This is a genomic window from Proteus myxofaciens ATCC 19692, from assembly GCF_001654855.1.
Classification (GTDB): domain Bacteria; phylum Pseudomonadota; class Gammaproteobacteria; order Enterobacterales; family Enterobacteriaceae; genus Proteus; species Proteus myxofaciens.
The window spans coordinates 1-15048 of the sequence record NZ_LXEN01000059.1; the positions used below are offsets into that span (position 1 = coordinate 1).

Here is a 15048-nt window from a genome sequence, read left to right on the forward strand (position 1 = left end):
TATACCCCTAGTGCTATTTCACTCAAAAACATGATAATCAATACAGGTGATACAAGAACAATAGCAATTTTCACCATATCAGTTAGCCACTTTCCAATAAACAAATAGCCTATATCTTTATTAAAATACCCCATAGGAAAAACATGATAGCTCTCTTTCAATGTATCCATTAAAACAACTAAACCACCTGAATGAAGAAAGTAGGCAACACAAAATAGCCCTGTTAATGTGGCAAACTCCGAAGATTCAATCCCCGTTGTTGGATTTATTGTATCGCCAATACTTGCTCCTCGTTGATTATCAATAAATTCACCAAATGCAGAAGCTATCCAAAAAGGTGTTGCTAATAACAAACCTATAAAAAGACCAATGATAAGCTCACTGATAATAATTAAAATCCAATGACTTCTTATTTCATTAGTGATAAAAATACTATTCTTTAAACCCATTGCAATAAAAAAAATGACAATAGATTTTAATAATTGGCTATTTAATATTCGGCTATTGAGAAAAGGGATAAAGATAAAGATAGGAAAAAGTCGCGCTATAAGTAAGCTAATATCAATGAAGTAAGTTTTAAAATACTCTGTTAATTCTAACATAATCTTACCCTGATAATCCTATGGCAAGCATTTCCTTTGCATAAACGAGTATCTTATCTCCCATCCATCCCATAGTTATTAATAGACAGACAAATACACAAACCAATTTAATACCAAAAGGTAACGTCTGTTCTTGAACCTGCGTAATGGTTTGTAATAAACCAATAATTAATCCAACAAAAGTTGCTACCGCAATTGGCCCTGCCGATAATAAAATAACCAGATAAACGGCTTTATTTGCTGCGTAAACCATATCCATTAGTTAACCGCCATTAAGTCAAGATATTGGTTAATGAGTCCTTTAGATAATAAAGTCCAGCCATCCATAGCAATAAATAAAATTAATTTCAAAGGTACAGATAACGTAATAGGACTCATCATCATCATACCCAATGCAAGTAAGATACACGACACGACTAAATCAATTACAATAAAAGGTAGGTATAAATAAAAACCAATAATAAATGCCGATTTAATTTCACTTAATGCATAAGCAGGTAATAAAGAAAGCAATGAATTTTCAATTGCCTCACTTTCACCGAATCCGTCAGGACGATGCCCTTGTGCTTTTTCAAAAAAATTTAATAGTTCAGGCTCAGAATAGTGGTAAAGATATTGCTTATAGCTTCCTAATGCTTCATTAGAAAATTGTTCTAATGATTCAGGTGATGTTAATTCAATGGGATTTTTTGCCCAATATTGATATGTACTTTGTACAATGGGTGTCATTACAAATAATGCCATCATAAAGGCAATAGCATTAAGAACCATATTAGAAGGAACTTGTTGTACACCTAAGGCATTTCTCGTCATAACAAGCACAATTGAAAATTTCAAGTAACACGTACCAGCTGCAATAATAAAAGGGGCGAGTGTTGCTAATGCGAGAGTGAGTATTAAATTAGTTGAGCTATCCATATGCTTACTCTTGCTGTGTATATGTTCGTTGTATTTCGACAGCAAATCTGTCACCGACTTTGATTAATTCGCCTTGAGCAATTGTTATACCGTTTACATTTAATTGAATATGACGATAAGCATTTGCTGGTAACTCTATTTTTTGTCCTGGTGATAGTTCACTAATTTGCTCAACAGGTAGTACTTTACTTGCTAATAAGAAAGAGACCGAAAGAGAAATTGCACCAATATTATTCAAACAAAGCGTTTTTTCGTCATCTGAAGCATTATTATCCGACTTTTCTAATAAATTGGTTTCTATATTATTTTCTATATTCTCTTTTTCTAAAGATGCTTGATCTTTTTCTCTTTCGTCATTTATTACCGTCACGCTATTTTCTCCATTCCAAGAAAAATTTACCCATTTTTTATTATCAATAAAAAGAAAAAACTCTAAATTGTCTACTAATAAAACATCACCAATTGAAACACTCTTTAGTAAAGAAAGAGAAATAGCACTGCTCCCCAAATAACAATAAACCTTTACACCAATATTATTATTAGACAGAGGTTGCCACTGATATTTCCCCTTAATTTCACTAACAAATACAGTACCTACATTACTGGTGATACTAGGATAAGATTTTTCAACCTCACTACCTTTACATATACTATCGACAGTGAGTTGCATTGCACTTTTTGAAAAAGGAAAATTGATCTCCTTATATTTTTGTGAGAAAAAATCAGTTAAATAATGATTAGGAATAGTTTGCCAATCAATATTTTTTTGTGGATATATCAAATCCATTACTTCATTTACTAAAATATACCCTGTCAAAAAACCTAATTCGTTTTCACCCTGTATTTGAAAATAATAAGAAAAGGTATCAATTTTTGATAAAGGAAAATTGGATAATAAATATTTCATTGCATTATTATCACTAGCTTCTATTTCCCATTCATCAATCAATGCGCCACTCATTATCGATCATCCTCACTATTTTTAGAATCGTCATTATCAATTGCATTTATATGCCAATTAGCACTCTTTTCTCTATTTTCTAAAGAGAGCGCATAACGACCTTGATACTGATTAAAACTATCAATAGATGCCTGATAAACACGACCTGTTGAAGCTATTAATTGAAGTTGATTATCTAGCATAAATCGAATTTGTATTTGATGTTTCTCACTACCCCATTGTTTAAATGTATAAGTTAAATTAGGTATCGGATTTTGTGTATATTCTCTATTTTTCAATATACTCCATTGTGGTATATCTAATATTTTTTTATCGGGTAAAGGAGTGACATCATTATTTTGATGTTTAGATAAAAATGGAGATAATGAACCATCATTAACTTCATCTTTTTTCTCTATACGACTCTTTTGAAATTCATTAGCAGAATATAGATTTTTAGAGTCTTTTTCATTATTCTGTATTAATAAATCGTTTTTAGATTTTATAATTTTATTTTTTATATAAACATTATTCATAGATAGTTCTAATGATACTTTTCTATCTTTGTTATCACTTGCAATATGATTACTGCTTTCATCATCTTTAATGTTATTTTCAATAGAACTATAATTTTCTTTACTTACGTCTTTACTTACGTCTTTACCTACTCCTTTATTTATATATTCACTACTTTCCTTTTTTATATAATTTAAATCGTTATCATTTAACGATATCAACTTTTCAACATTCTTATTATCTTCTCTATGAATTAAATTTAATTTAATTTTTTCTATATCACGTGTGTTTAACTTGCTATTTTTCAAATTAGTTATGACTTTTTTATTAAATTTCTTTTTTATTACTATATCGCCATTCAAATACGTAGTTCTTCCCCTACTATTTTCTTTCATAACATATGTATTAAATGTATTAAAAATATCTTTTGTAGGTTTTTCTTTTATGTTATAACTGTCATTCTTTGAATTATTTTTAATACTTTCATTAGTTATATATAAATTATTTCTTAAGAAACCAGGCGTTAATAAGAAAGATATTTGTTGTGAAAGAAGTAACCCTTCATTATTTTCTATTTCATCGTTTTCTTTTTCATCACTGTCTGTATTTACTTCATTATCATTTTTGGCCTCTTTTTTTTCATTTAGAGACTTCAATATATTTAATTTTTTATTTATTTCAACCTTACATTGAGAAGATAAATCTTTTTTTACATATTTTATATTTTCAATAGATTTTTTATCTAGGCAAATAGCATCCTTATTAAGGTATACTGGCGTCGCATTGACACATTTAAGTATTACTTTGTTCATATAATGCCATCTCCTGAATTTCATTTTGTTCTAAACGATCAAGATATAGTTGTTTTTCGAAATTTTTTCTTTCAAAATAGCGTTGTATTTTTTTCTGTTTTTTTATTGCTTCTAATTTTAATTGTATTAATTCAGTTTTTTGTGTATTTAATTCTTTTAATTTATTATCTACTTCTTTAATTTGAGCTTGACAAATATTTAAAGAAGAGATGATAACAGCTTGCTTACGCCTTCGTGTTTGTAATGAATAAAAATGATATACTCCTGCTTTTTCATAATTAGGTATTTCATTTGTAAGTGCCAATGCTAACTGTTGTAATTCATTTTTTTTATTGTTAGCTTCAATTAATAATAAATTGTAATGTTGCTCTTGCCTTTCTATTCGTTGCTGACGTTTAGCGATAGTCTTAATTAATGCATATTGATTAGCGAGTAAGCGCATAAAGTTGCTCTAATGTTTGTTGAAACTCAGCTTTTTCTTTATAAGATTGAATCAAAAATGTATCAATATCAGCCTGTTTATTAACAGCCTCATCATTAAGCGCATTATCACCGGTATGATATTCACCTAATTCTTGTAATAATTTAATATCTTGTAAACGCATCAACCATTGTCTTATTTTTAGCATCGCTTTTTGTTGATTTTCATCCGTTATTTGCTGAAAGACACGACTGACACTTCCTAAAATATCAATAGCGGGATAATGCCCAGAAGATGCTATTTTACGGGAAAGATAGATATGTCCATCTAAAATAGAACGAATTTCTTCACCAATGGCATCAGGTTCATCATCACTTTCTAGTAATACTGTGTAAAAGGCGGTAATAGAACCCTTTGTTGTTACTCCAGGACGCTCTAGAATTGCCGGTAATCTGTCAAAAACAGAGGCAGGATAACCTTTACGTACAGGTAACTCACCTGCGGTTAATGCTACATCACGTAAAGCACGGCAATAACGAGTCATGGAATCAATAAATAAGACAACATTTTTCCCTTGTTCACGAAAATATTCAGCAACGGTTGTTGCGACTAAAGCTGCATTACAGCGATCGACCGCGGGTTGTTCTGAAGTTGAACAAATTAATACCGTTTTTTTACAACGTTCATCTTTTTTTAATTCATCAATGAATTCCGTAACTTCCCTTCCTCTTTCGCCAATTAATCCAATGACAAAAATATCTGCTTCAGAATATCGAATAAACATATTCATTAGCATTGTTTTACCAGTACCCGCACTCGCGAATATTCCCATCCTTTGACCTATACCACAGCTAAGTAATCCATCTACAGCTCGTACTCCTGATTGAAATAATGTGGTAATGGGTCGTCTATCGCTAAATGATGGTGGCTTCCCTTCTACAGGATATAATTGATAAAAGTCCTCTTCTTCAATTGGATTATTATCAAATCTCAATAAACAATGTCCTTTAATATCAATCATACTGCCTAATATTCTTGGGTTTAATGCGACAGAAAAAGATTCACCTGTTGGCTCTACGATTATCTGCAAAGAATAGCCTTGCGAGCTTCCCATCATGCTTAATATTGTTATTCCGTTACGAAAGCCAATAACAATAGCCTCACCAAGTATTGTGTGATTTTCAATATTTTGTTTTATCTGACATATTTCACCAATAAAAACGTCACGCAACATCACCTCAAGAATATTTCCTTGTATTCTGGTAGGGTGAGCTGCGTAACGAAAAGCTGAAAAAGATTTATTCATTATTAATTAATAAATTGCTGATGAATTAAATTCATTATTTGAAAAAATTCATCTATCGCTTTAGCCATTGATTCACCATTTTGTAATGCGATAGGTGTGAAAGAAGCTCGTAATTCTAAATCAGATTCAACTTTTACAAGTGCGGGTTGACCTGGGTAAAAGCTTTCAGTTTGTGTATTGATTAACGATAATAGAATATCAGAACTACTTTGCTTAATTTGATTTTCATCGTATTCACGTAATACAGACCAAATCATGGGAATACCATCAACGATAAGTAAGTTTATATCTGGCATATCTCCTAAACTAATTGTAATCGTTGAGTGATTATCAATTTCTTTACCTTCAGAGAAAAGATCATTACGACCAATTACATTCATGGCATCCATAATTAAAGCAGCTAAATCATAAGACATAATATTCCCCTAAATAGATTGTAAAACTGTAACATCAATATCTACTGATATTTCATCATAAGATAGAACTGATAGCTGTGGATATTGAGATTCTAATAATTTTCTTACGAATCTGCGTATATCAATAGCTGTTAAAATAACATAATCTTGAATATATTTAATTTCTTCAAAGGCTATTGCCATCTTTTCTATTATTTCATCTAATTCTTCCGCACCTAAATTTAAAAATGTACCAGAAGAACTTTGTCTTATTCCACTTCGAATTTTTTCTTCCATATCATGAGATAAAATAATGGCATTTATTTTTCCATTTTTTGAAAAATAATTACTTATATAACGTGATAGCAACGTCCGTATATGTTCAGTTAATAAAATAGGATCCTTTTCTTTTCCTCCCCATTGTACTAATCCACCTATAATTGTCTTTATATTTCTTATGGGTATTTTTTCTTGAATGAGTCGCTGTAACACCTCATTAATTCTTTGAATAGAAACTTGTCTATAACATTCCTTTAATAATTCAGGTGATTTTTCCTCAACCTTATCTAGAATATTTTTTGTTTCTTGTATACCTAAAAACTCGACAATATTTGATGTTATTATATTAGCAAATATTTTATAAAAATAACTTTCAGAAGAACAAAGTGTATAATTAAGTTTTTTCAAAGTTTCTTTATTTTTATCTTCTGTCCAATAGTGAGTTCTTTGGTCTTTTTCTGTTTCTATATAATTAATTCCAAGAGAAAAAAACTCATCGTTTGGTGATTCAATATTAATTAACTCAAATGGACATTCAAATGCATCGGCTTTTACTTCATTTATCAAAATAATTGTTTTATTATCGTCAATACTATCAGAATAATGAATAATTATATCTGGAAGTAATATCCCATATTGAATAATAAACTCTTTCTTTAGCCACTTATCAAAAACAATCTTAGTCAGATAATCTTTATGTTTTGTTGATACAGTAATAATTAGAGGTAATGTTTCAGCTTGAGAAAGAGAAATATTTTCAGTTAATAAACTATTTTCTTCTTCTGTTTTTTTGCCAGAAAATAGATTTGAAATAAGCCCTTTCTTCTCTACATCATTTTCACTCTCATCACTATTTTCTGTTTTTCCTGTTTGTTTTTTCTTATTTTTACTACTTATTCTTTTCTTAAAGTAATATATTCCAATAATCGCCGAAAGAATAATAAAGACCGGTGTTGGGAAACCCGGTAAAAAACCAATCAACAGCGCTAATACAGCGGTAACTAGTAATGCATAATCTTGAGCAAGTAACTCATTCATAATGCTAAAACCTAAATTTTTATCTTCACCGCCAACACGAGTGACAATAAAACCAGCACTAATCGAAATTAATAAAGCAGGAATTTGTGCAACTAAACCATCACCAATAGTCAATAAAGTATAAGTATGTAGTGCTTCAGAAATAGATAAATTCATCTGAGCCATACCTACAGATATCCCGCCAATTAGATTTACAAAAATAATAACAATACCCGCGATTGCATCACCTTTTATAAATTTCATCGCACCATCAAAAGAACCATATAGCTGACTTTCTTGACCGAGTTCTTTACGTCGTATTTTAACTTCTTCATTAGTAATGATGCCTGATTTTAAATCGGCATCAATACTCATTTGCTTACCAGGCATACCATCTAAAGAAAAACGAGCAGCTACTTCGGCCACACGCTCAGAACCTTTAGTGATAACGAGAAATTGCACAATAGTAACAATAGAAAAAACAACGAAACCAACAACTAAATTTTCACCAATAACAAATTCACCAAATGAAGTAATAATCTCACCCGCATTAGCATCAAGTAAAATAAGTCGGCTAGTACTAATTGATAAAGCAAGCCTAAAAAGGGTTGTAATAAGCAATAATGCAGGAAATGTCATGAACTCTAGTATTCTAGTGATATAGAAAGAACTCATAAAAATAAGTAGAGCAATTGTTATATTTAGCCCAATAAGAAAATCCACAACATAAGTAGGTAAAGGAATAATCAGCATCATGATGACAAGGATCATAACTGCTAGTACGATTAATTCAGGCCTATTTCTTACTGCTTGAAGAAATTTATAGATCATAGTAAACCCATTAATGTAAATATTATATACTTTATTATTTTCTTAGCTGGTATTGTTCTAATCTAATATATTTATCAATAACTTTCTGAATAACAACCTGGCATTCATCCTTATATTCTTCAGATAAATATAAACCTTCTGGAAAATTATTAAACATTGATTTAATTTCTTGAAGCAATCGCATTTTTACTGTAATTAAAAAATTTCGCCATTTATCTGATAATAATAAAATTAAATATTTATCCATTTCATCAGGAAATGTCATACCATATATTATTAATTGATAGATTTCTTTTTCTGAAACCATACCGTTTAATTCTATTCTTTTAAAAAAAACAAGGCTAAATTCTATAAAACTATAAAGTGATCTTAGTTTATTAACTCGTTCTAATAACTCACCAAATTCGCTACTTTTAGAACAGCTTGGCATTAATGATTGCATATCACAAATTAGACTTTGAGTAAGAAATGATAAAATAATAATACACTTTTCTATATCATATTCTTCTATCCACATTTTAAAAAAATAGATAGGTTCAAAATCCATATTAATATAATTACGGTATAAATCTCGTAATACCGTAGGATTAAGTGATAATAATTTACCAAAAGACTTCGCTTTTAAAGCAATATTAATACCCGCTCTGATATTTTTTCCATTTTCACCATTAAGTAAATGCTCTATTTCTTTTTCTATTTCAGCATTTATCTGAGCACCTAATTTCCTTTTTCTTAATAGCTCCTTTAAAACCATAACTAAATCACTTTCATCAGGAAACATCTGACGTAAATATGCTAAAAGTTCTTGGAAATCTTTCCCTGATTTTCTAAAAATTTTAATGGTTTTATCCAGTTTTTTATCAGCATCTTCCTCAGCGATATATAATGTATTTTGTCCTTTTTCTGCTTTTTTATCTAACATTTTTCCATAACGTTGTGAAAAAAGAGTAGCAACCATTGACATATCATCTGCAATATCAGCAAGCTGGTTTTGATAATTTTGAGTTTCCGAAATTTTAGGTTGTTTATATTCAGTATCTTGCTGATTACCAAGGCCAATATTACTTTCTTTTTCAGAAATCTTAGTTGGAATAGAAGTACTAATTGGCGCAATCATCTTATTCCCTCATAAAACCTTGAAGTTGGTACAATGCTTTTTTTGTTTTATTATCTGATGGCTGAAAAGGATTTTGACTTAATGATTGAGATAAATCAGTTTCTATTTTATTTAATAATCTCGGCTGTAACATAAAAATACGGATCATTTTTTTATTATTATCGGATTGATAGGTAAATAAGCCACCAATTAATGGAATAGCACTTAAAACTGGAATTTTTGTCTCTGCATTAATATTATCTTCACGTGTATAGCCTCCAATTAAAAGACTACCACCTTCAGTAACTCTTGCTACCGTACTTATATTAGTACGATTAATGACGGGTAAATTTTCAACCATTTCATCTTTATTATTATCATTTTTCTTTTCAGCACCATCTTCAAGATTAATAATCATTTCAATTTCTTTATTTGAGTTACTAATACGAGGTAAAACACTCATCATGGTACCAAATGTTGTTGATTCTAGAGTGGCAACGCGCTCACCCTTAATTTGGGTATAAAAAGTCGTATTATTATCAAAAATAGCAGGAGTATTTTCTTGTGTCAGCAAAATAGGCCTTGATACCATTTTAGCTTCACCATTTTCACTTAATGCTTTAATCTGGCTTAAGAAAGTTAACCCTGATGCGGCACTTAAACTTGAAGTATTAAACATAAAAGAGCCATTATTAGAACCATAACTCCCTTTCCAATCAATGCCTAAACTATCAGCCTTATTTTTTGAGATATCAATAATCCATAATGATAATTCAACCTGCCTTTTAGGTTTATCAAGTTGATCTATTAAGGATCCTACAAGTTCTAATCCTTCACGACTTGTTTTTACCAATAAACTATTAGAAGCAGGTAATGGTACTAATTCAACGTGATATTGTCCCATTTTAGTAATAATTGCAGGAGCTGAAGTTGAATTATCGATATCAGAATTGATCGGCACTTCTTTGTTAGCGTCTATTGATGATATATTTTCTACAGGAGCATTAATTTGTCCTGTTTGTGACATAAATAACTGTTGTAGTACCGTTGTTATCCCTGGCAATACAATTTTTTCATCACGTAATGTATAGCTTCTATCTTGAACAAAGGTATTTTTTAGCGCAAATATCTGTACAAATTCCTGACCATAACGAGAACTTCCGGTTGGTACTTGGCTATTAATATTTTGATAAATTTGTTCTTGATGTTCACTATCAAGATAATTTGCAGCCGCTTTAATAAGCTTAATATAAATAGGAGGACCAGATAAATAAAAGGTTCGTTGATCTTTCCCTACTCGTAATGGAAAACGCTCATCATATAATCCAACATCTTGCAAATATTCTCGCAATTCGTTGATATTGATATTATTTACCTGAAATAATGTTTGTTCTATTTCTGTATTATCATAAACATAAATAGATTCTCCATCATTGAAATAGAGTAACGACATACGGCGAACCATCAATTCAAAAGCATTATCAGGTGATGAAAGATCAAAATTTCCTGTGATTTTTTTCCTTTTTACAGCATTACTTAGAATAAAAGGCTTATTAAATTTATCAGATAAAACATAGAAAAATTGTTCAATGCGTGTATCAACCGCAATAAACATATCTGGTTTTTTTACCTGATGTGTATAAATAACCTTTCCTTCTGTCGCGTATGTATTTACCATCCAACAACAAAGTGATAGCCCAATAGCACAATAAATTTTATTTTTTATTTTCATAAAGACGATGACCAATTCGACGGAATTCTGTTGGTGTAATACCAAATAGCGTCTTAATTTCATTAGAGAAATGAGATGCTGAACTAAACCCGTTATCAACAGCAATTTGAGTGAGTGATTCATCAGTAGATAGCGTAGATAATATTGATGACGCCGCACGCCATGAACGTAACTGACTTTTCCCACAATTGCCTAAATAACGCTTACATAGTCTTCTGAAATGCGTACCTGAAACACCGTAGCGCTCACCTATTTGCGCAATATTACTTTTTTTCTCATCTAGATAACTTATCAGGTGCAAAATAAGCCAATAACTTTCACTATGCCTTATCGTGACAAACAAAGGCTCTAATTCACTATTTTCTTTTAATGCTTCACTAATTAATACAGACTCCAGAGAACTATCAGCATTTTGTATATAAAAAATTTGCTGATTGATATCAAATTCAGATCCAATTGCTGTCATTTTGGAAAAATCACGAGCATAATCAATAAATGCCAATAATCGGGCACAAATAAAAAAAGAGCGTTTCTCTATTTTCCAAAGTTGTTTTTCTGATTGAAAAACAATATCACTCGTTTTAGCATTATAAATAAATGCTCTACCTTTTATTATTTTTGTTAATTGCCCATCTCGTATTTTTATCGGTGATTCATCACCTTTTGGAATACATAAAAATAATGAATTTCCCATTAAAATATTTTTATCACCACTGATTTTTATATCATTTATTAACATAGGAAACCTCAAAATATGGTATAAACAAAATGAGTCGCATCATAAAAATGCGACTAGGATAATTTTAACTGTTCTATTCTATACATTCTAAAAATAATACTATAAAAAATTAGTAATAAAAATATATTATCAATACAATTAGTTTTTTATTTATAATAACCGCATTGTAAATTATAAAAAAAATAGTAAATAAAAAACATGTGCTTTTTTTTACAAGAATTATTATTCTTCTTATAATAAAGTTCATATTCGTATTCACCTAATCTATATTAACAATATAAATTAATTATAACTAAATATGAGCTAACATTATGTTGTATTATCTTTATATACTATATGGTCCTCTAAAAAATACGACAGTCACACTCGTGCCTGAAAACTATGTACTCTATTTATATAAAAATAAGCCAGAAAATAATAAAAATAATTTCCCGCTCTATATTCCATGTGATAGCGACACATTAGAAGCAACAATAGAAATTACACTTAGCCATGATAAAAAGGAAGATAATATATTTAAAGTTACTCAAAGCTCATCACATGAAGAAATAAATATAGATTTACCTTTAGAGCTAGAAACGCCTATTTATATTAATAATATTCCTATTGCTTTAATTAGTCTGAATAATAACTTACCTCTAACGTCATTTGCCTTAAAAAAGATTAAAAAAGAACATGTAAAGTTTAAAAAAAAGTATAAAGCATTGGTTACATTAATTATTATGCTATGTTTTTTATTTTTTACATTAAATAAATATTATGCAAAAGATAAAAAAAATCATATAAACAGTGAAATTACAACGAATTACAAAAATTATAAAAGTGTAAATGGTCACTATTGCTTTTACGATAATTTACCACCCGAATGGATAAATAATAAAGATAAACCAGAGCAATACTCATATATAGGTATAGCTAAATTAGACACGCTTTTTTTTGAGAAACATAAAAAAATCTATCATATAACTTTAAAAAACAATGAGCCCCCTAAGATAGCTTTTATCTTTCATAATAATAATGAAAAAAAACAAATATTAACAAATATAAATCATATTTTCCCTACAGTTTGTCAACCTATCATAGTACCTATATCTATTCCTGATTTACTCACAGAGTTTAACAAAATAAATTTTATAAAAGACATAAATTATAAAGTAGAAGAAGAAAAGAACGGCATAACTTTTATCTTTGATGAAAAAATAGAGAAGAAAAATAAAGTAATTCTCGATGCATTTATAAAAAAACAGAGCACTATTTTTGGAAGAAAGTTTATTTTTTATAATGAAAATAGAAATAAACTTCAATTAGATAATAAAGGGGTTTTACAAGAAGATAATGGATATATCTTTATTGATAATCAACATCGCTATTTCCCTCAAGGATAGATTTTTCTAACATTAAGAGGTTTTATATTATGGCAGGCTCTTCAACAAATTCGACAGCTCAAACAATTGCAAATGATGCCAGCGCTATCGATACGGTTAATAGTTATTTTACTGACCCAGTAATAGCACAAAGCGATGCATTAAAAGTCGCATTAGATAGTTTAAAAACAGATAGTTCTAATGCTGCTGCATTAGCTGAATATCAAGGAAAACTTGCACAATACAACATAACACGTAATGCACAATCAACCTCAATAAAAGTAATAAAAGACTTAGCAATGAGTATTATTGGTAATATGCGCTAATTATAGAGAAATAATATGAAAATTTCACCACCGAACTTAACAAATAATTCGCTGCAAACTGACATAACAGATAGTGATTTTTCTCTATCTTCTGCAACAAATAATATGATTTATGATAGTTTACAAACTGAGAAATTATTTCACGAAAAACTGGCTAAATTAAGTAAACTTAATGATATGGATAGCTATATACAAATGCAATCAGAACTGAGTTCCATTACCGTTAAAATGAACTTTAGCAGTACGGTAATAAGAAAAGGGCTGAATGTTCTTGAAACTTTATTCAAGGCACAATAATAATGAAAACCCGATATTTATTATGTACCGTTTTATTTTTTTTCGTATCTTTTCTTTCTGGATGCAAAGAACAGTCATTATTAACGGGTTTAAATCAACGGCAAGCAACAGAAGTTCAAGCTGTATTACAAAAACATCAAATAAATAGTACACAAACTGCATTAGGTAAAGGGTTATTTGATATTAATGTTAAAAAAGAAGATTTAGCAATCGCTATTCAAATTTTAGAACAATATCAATTACCCTCTAATGCACGAATTGAAGTCACTCAAATATTTCCTGCTGATGCGTTAGTTTCGTCACCACAAGCAGAAAAGTCACGTCTAATATCAGCTATAGAACAGCGATTAGAGCAATCTTTACTTTCTATTAATCATATTATTGATGCAAGAGTACATGTCAGTTATCCAATTTCACCTTCAGAACGTGTTATTCAAACCCCACACGCATCTGCAATTATCTTTTATGAAGAAAATACATTAGACAGTGATCAATTAGCAGAAGATATTCGAGCCTTTATTCGCAATGCTTTTAGTGATATGGATGAAGATAATATTACAATCCTGCTTTATCCCCGTAATATTAACCAATTAGTGTTAAAAAAACCGCCATTACCGACTCAAGAAGAATATAGTTTATCTTTTAACTATTGGTTATTGTTACTCATATTTCTCGTTATTATCACCGTTGCTGTTAGTAGCATCTTTTTTATTCGTTATAGTAAAAATAAAAAAATAATGGAGAAAGATAATGACACACCAGCAGTTTGAAATAATATCAACGGTGATGTATGAACCTTTATCTTATGTTCATACTGATTATCATCCATTAGCAACTTCTCAAGATGATCCATTATGGCAAAAGCTAACTAATCGGCTTTTAATTGAAAAATACCATTTAGAAACAGAAATTGATTGTGATATTGAAACTGACAATGTCGCTAAAACGCTATTTACACATTGGGCATTATTACCAGAATGTGCGCAGTTTTTAGGTTATATTTATGACCCCAAATTTATTCTAAAAAACAAAGATTATTATCAGCTCGCTTCTTCACTAAAAGCCTTTCTCTCTTTAAGACCGGTGCTAAATTTAGCGAAAATAGATGATATTAAACTCGATATTCCTTCACCTACTTACTTAGGCTATCATTTACTCTTTATTTTTATTGAGTCTATTTCAACAGTGCTCGCACAGCGATTTAAGCTATGTTTTTCAACTAACATAACAACGGCAATATCATCTATTAATATCCCCCTTTCTCGTTCACTTTTTTTATTGGTATTAAGCTATGTTACGCTCTCTGCCTGAATCTCTTTTAGGATATACCTGTGAAGGGATTGTTATTCGTGCTCGTTATATACGACAATTAGATTCTCAACGTAAGATAATTCAATCATCAAAATATATTGCTAAAAAAATAATTAGTGATATTCAAAAGCAATGTGCACAGCAAA

General features: G+C 29.8%; 17 protein-coding genes. 5 read left to right on the forward strand and 12 right to left on the reverse strand.

Annotation, left to right across the window (positions count from 1 at the left end; all coding sequences use genetic code 11):
• The 12 genes from sctT to M983_RS06705 all read right to left on the reverse strand — a co-directional run.
• Positions 1 to 602 (reverse strand): type III secretion system export apparatus subunit SctT (gene sctT / locus M983_RS06650; RefSeq protein ID WP_066748943.1); only part of this gene is annotated, 602 nt, incomplete at its 3' end.
• 4 nt (positions 603 to 606) lie between these two features.
• Positions 607 to 861: a type III secretion system export apparatus subunit SctS gene (gene sctS, locus M983_RS06655; RefSeq protein WP_066748945.1), complete on the reverse strand. Its 255-nt coding sequence runs from the start codon at positions 859 to 861 to the stop codon at positions 607 to 609.
• On the reverse strand, positions 861 to 1520 hold the full coding sequence (locus M983_RS06660; RefSeq protein WP_066748947.1) for an EscR/YscR/HrcR family type III secretion system export apparatus protein: 660 nt from the start codon (positions 1518 to 1520) through the stop codon (positions 861 to 863). The genes sctS and M983_RS06660 overlap by 1 nt, the downstream gene beginning before the upstream one ends.
• 4 nt (positions 1521 to 1524) lie before the next feature.
• Entirely contained in the window at positions 1525 to 2481 is a 957-nt protein-coding gene (locus M983_RS06665; protein ID WP_066748950.1) for a FliM/FliN family flagellar motor switch protein, read from the reverse strand.
• Positions 2481 to 3788 (reverse strand): hypothetical protein, encoded by a 1308-nt coding sequence (locus M983_RS06670; RefSeq protein WP_066748952.1) that lies wholly within the window; start codon positions 3786 to 3788, stop codon positions 2481 to 2483. The genes M983_RS06665 and M983_RS06670 overlap by 1 nt, the downstream gene beginning before the upstream one ends.
• Positions 3769 to 4230 (reverse strand): type III secretion protein, encoded by a 462-nt coding sequence (locus tag M983_RS06675; RefSeq protein ID WP_066748956.1) that lies wholly within the window; start codon positions 4228 to 4230, stop codon positions 3769 to 3771. Before M983_RS06675 ends, M983_RS06670 begins: the two co-directional genes overlap by 20 nt.
• Positions 4214 to 5515 (reverse strand): type III secretion system ATPase SctN, encoded by a 1302-nt coding sequence (gene sctN / locus M983_RS06680; protein ID WP_066748960.1) that lies wholly within the window; start codon positions 5513 to 5515, stop codon positions 4214 to 4216. The genes M983_RS06675 and sctN overlap by 17 nt, the downstream gene beginning before the upstream one ends.
• A gap of 2 nt (positions 5516 to 5517) precedes the next feature.
• Positions 5518 to 5931 carry an InvB/SpaK family type III secretion system chaperone gene (locus M983_RS06685; RefSeq protein ID WP_066748962.1) on the reverse strand — a complete coding sequence of 138 codons (414 nt, stop codon included), beginning with the start codon at positions 5929 to 5931 and terminating at the stop codon, positions 5518 to 5520.
• 9 nt (positions 5932 to 5940) lie between these two features.
• Positions 5941 to 8037 (reverse strand): EscV/YscV/HrcV family type III secretion system export apparatus protein, encoded by a 2097-nt coding sequence (locus M983_RS06690; RefSeq protein WP_066748965.1) that lies wholly within the window; start codon positions 8035 to 8037, stop codon positions 5941 to 5943.
• Between the two features lie 34 nt (positions 8038 to 8071).
• Positions 8072 to 9154 (reverse strand): type III secretion system gatekeeper subunit SctW, encoded by a 1083-nt coding sequence (gene sctW / locus M983_RS06695; protein ID WP_066748968.1) that lies wholly within the window; start codon positions 9152 to 9154, stop codon positions 8072 to 8074.
• Position 9155: 1 nt separating this feature from the next.
• Positions 9156 to 10865, reverse strand: a complete 1710-nt coding sequence (gene sctC / locus M983_RS06700) for a type III secretion system outer membrane ring subunit SctC (protein ID WP_066748970.1) — start codon at positions 10863 to 10865, stop codon at positions 9156 to 9158.
• A complete protein-coding gene (locus M983_RS06705; protein WP_066748973.1) occupies positions 10849 to 11604 on the reverse strand; it encodes a helix-turn-helix domain-containing protein in 756 nt (251 codons plus the stop codon). Before M983_RS06705 ends, sctC begins: the two co-directional genes overlap by 17 nt.
• Positions 11605 to 11915: 311 nt before the next feature.
• Here M983_RS06705 and M983_RS06710 point away from each other — a divergent pair, with 311 nt between their 5' ends.
• From M983_RS06710 to M983_RS06730, 5 genes are read left to right on the forward strand one after another with little or no spacing between them, the layout of a single operon-like run.
• Positions 11916 to 12989, forward strand: a complete 1074-nt coding sequence (locus M983_RS06710) for a hypothetical protein (protein WP_066748976.1) — start codon at positions 11916 to 11918, stop codon at positions 12987 to 12989.
• A 29-nt stretch (positions 12990 to 13018) separates the two neighbouring features.
• Positions 13019 to 13294: an EscF/YscF/HrpA family type III secretion system needle major subunit gene (locus tag M983_RS06715; RefSeq protein WP_066748979.1), complete on the forward strand. Its 276-nt coding sequence runs from the start codon at positions 13019 to 13021 to the stop codon at positions 13292 to 13294.
• A 15-nt stretch (positions 13295 to 13309) separates the two neighbouring features.
• Complete coding sequence (sctI, locus tag M983_RS06720) at positions 13310 to 13591, forward strand: type III secretion system inner rod subunit SctI (RefSeq protein WP_066748981.1); 282 nt, start codon at positions 13310 to 13312, stop codon at positions 13589 to 13591.
• Between the two features lie 2 nt (positions 13592 to 13593).
• Positions 13594 to 14361, forward strand: a complete 768-nt coding sequence (sctJ, locus tag M983_RS06725) for a type III secretion system inner membrane ring lipoprotein SctJ (protein WP_066748982.1) — start codon at positions 13594 to 13596, stop codon at positions 14359 to 14361.
• Positions 14342 to 14902: a hypothetical protein gene (locus M983_RS06730; RefSeq protein WP_066748984.1), complete on the forward strand. Its 561-nt coding sequence runs from the start codon at positions 14342 to 14344 to the stop codon at positions 14900 to 14902. The genes sctJ and M983_RS06730 overlap by 20 nt, the downstream gene beginning before the upstream one ends.
• The last annotated feature ends 146 nt before the right edge of the window (positions 14903 to 15048 follow it).

Bases quoted from the DNA above. Each gene is read 5' to 3' on its own strand.
- sctS (WP_066748945.1), bottom strand. From the start codon at position 861: ATGGATATGGTTTACGCAGCAAATAAAGCCGTTTATCTGGTTATTTTA.
- M983_RS06660 (WP_066748947.1), bottom strand. From the start codon at position 1,520: ATGGATAGCTCAACTAATTTAATACTCACTCTCGCATTAGCAACACTC.
- M983_RS06665 (WP_066748950.1), bottom strand. From the start codon at position 2,481: ATGAGTGGCGCATTGATTGATGAATGGGAAATAGAAGCTAGTGATAAT.
- M983_RS06670 (WP_066748952.1), bottom strand. From the start codon at position 3,788: ATGAACAAAGTAATACTTAAATGTGTCAATGCGACGCCAGTATACCTT.
- M983_RS06675 (WP_066748956.1), bottom strand. From the start codon at position 4,230: ATGCGCTTACTCGCTAATCAATATGCATTAATTAAGACTATCGCTAAA.
- sctN (WP_066748960.1), bottom strand. From the start codon at position 5,515: ATGAATAAATCTTTTTCAGCTTTTCGTTACGCAGCTCACCCTACCAGA.
- M983_RS06685 (WP_066748962.1), bottom strand. From the start codon at position 5,931: ATGTCTTATGATTTAGCTGCTTTAATTATGGATGCCATGAATGTAATT.
- M983_RS06690 (WP_066748965.1), bottom strand. From the start codon at position 8,037: ATGATCTATAAATTTCTTCAAGCAGTAAGAAATAGGCCTGAATTAATC.
- sctW (WP_066748968.1), bottom strand. From the start codon at position 9,154: ATGATTGCGCCAATTAGTACTTCTATTCCAACTAAGATTTCTGAAAAA.
- sctC (WP_066748970.1), bottom strand. From the start codon at position 10,865: ATGAAAATAAAAAATAAAATTTATTGTGCTATTGGGCTATCACTTTGT.
- M983_RS06705 (WP_066748973.1), bottom strand. From the start codon at position 11,604: ATGTTAATAAATGATATAAAAATCAGTGGTGATAAAAATATTTTAATG.
- M983_RS06710 (WP_066748976.1), top strand. From the start codon at position 11,916: ATGTTGTATTATCTTTATATACTATATGGTCCTCTAAAAAATACGACA.
- M983_RS06715 (WP_066748979.1), top strand. From the start codon at position 13,019: ATGGCAGGCTCTTCAACAAATTCGACAGCTCAAACAATTGCAAATGAT.
- sctI (WP_066748981.1), top strand. From the start codon at position 13,310: ATGAAAATTTCACCACCGAACTTAACAAATAATTCGCTGCAAACTGAC.
- sctJ (WP_066748982.1), top strand. From the start codon at position 13,594: ATGAAAACCCGATATTTATTATGTACCGTTTTATTTTTTTTCGTATCT.
- M983_RS06730 (WP_066748984.1), top strand. From the start codon at position 14,342: ATGACACACCAGCAGTTTGAAATAATATCAACGGTGATGTATGAACCT.